This window comes from Oleiphilus sp. HI0132 (assembly GCF_001635845.1).
In genome coordinates, this window is sequence record NZ_LWGJ01000250.1 from 1 (window position 1) to 925 (window position 925).

A 925-nucleotide genomic window follows, 5' to 3' on the forward strand; every position below is an offset into this window, starting at 1 on the left:
AGGAACAATAGGAATATTGATGCCCATTTTTTCGCAGCGGTCTATAAAGTAGAAGTAGGAGTCTGCATTATAGAAATACTGTGTGATGGCACTGTTTGCCCCAGCGTCAACTTTCTTCTTAAAGTTAAGAAGGTCAGCTTCTGCAGAGGGTGCTTGTGGGTGAAACTCGGGGTAGGCCGCGACTTCAATGTTGAAGTGATCTCCGCTGTGCTTGCGGATAAACTCAACCAGCTCATTCGCATACTTTAACTCGCCGGCTGAACCCATTCCAGACGGTAGATCACCGCGCAAGGCAACGATTCTATTTACACCGTGCTCAATGTAATGATCAAGCAAAGAGGCGATGTTTTCAGTTGTAGAGCCAACGCATGAAAGGTGTGGGGCGGTTGATATGCCTTGGTCCTGTAGCTTTAACACTGTATCGATGGTGCGCTCTTGAGTAGAGCCCCCGGCACCATAGGTAACAGAAAAGAAATCGGGTTTGCGTCGAGCTAATTCATCTCTAACGACCTGCAACTTTTCCATACCAGCTTCAGTCTTTGGAGGAAAAAACTCAAAACTGAAGCGATGTTTAAATTGCTTTTGGCTGTGCATGATAATGTCTCTATTAAATTTGGATAGATGGAGGCGTGTATTGCGCTACGCCTCCACAGAGTATTAGTATTTGTATGATTCTGGCTTATATGGCCCATCAACATCCACGTTGATGTAGTCAGCTTGGTTCGTGGTCAATTGCGTGATGACACCACCAAAACCTTCAACCATGTCTTTAGCAACTTCTTCATCAAGTTTCTTTGGAAGTACTTTAACGTAGATGCTTTCCTTCTTCTCTGCTTCCATCAAGTTAGCGAATTTACGTTCATAAAGATAGATTTGGGCCAGTACCTGATTAGCGAATGAGCCATCCATAATTCGGCTAGGGTGA

Annotated in this window: 2 protein-coding genes; both read right to left on the reverse strand. The window is 44.5% G+C overall.

The window, feature by feature from the left end; genetic code table 11:
* The coding region (locus A3766_RS03110) for a methylenetetrahydrofolate reductase (protein ID WP_068641646.1) at positions 1-594 on the reverse strand (594 nt) is incomplete at its 3' end.
* Between the two features lie 63 nt (positions 595-657).
* Positions 658-925, reverse strand: a 268-nt coding sequence (locus tag A3766_RS03115; protein ID WP_197479251.1) for an adenosylhomocysteinase, incomplete at its 5' end; no start/stop codon positions are given.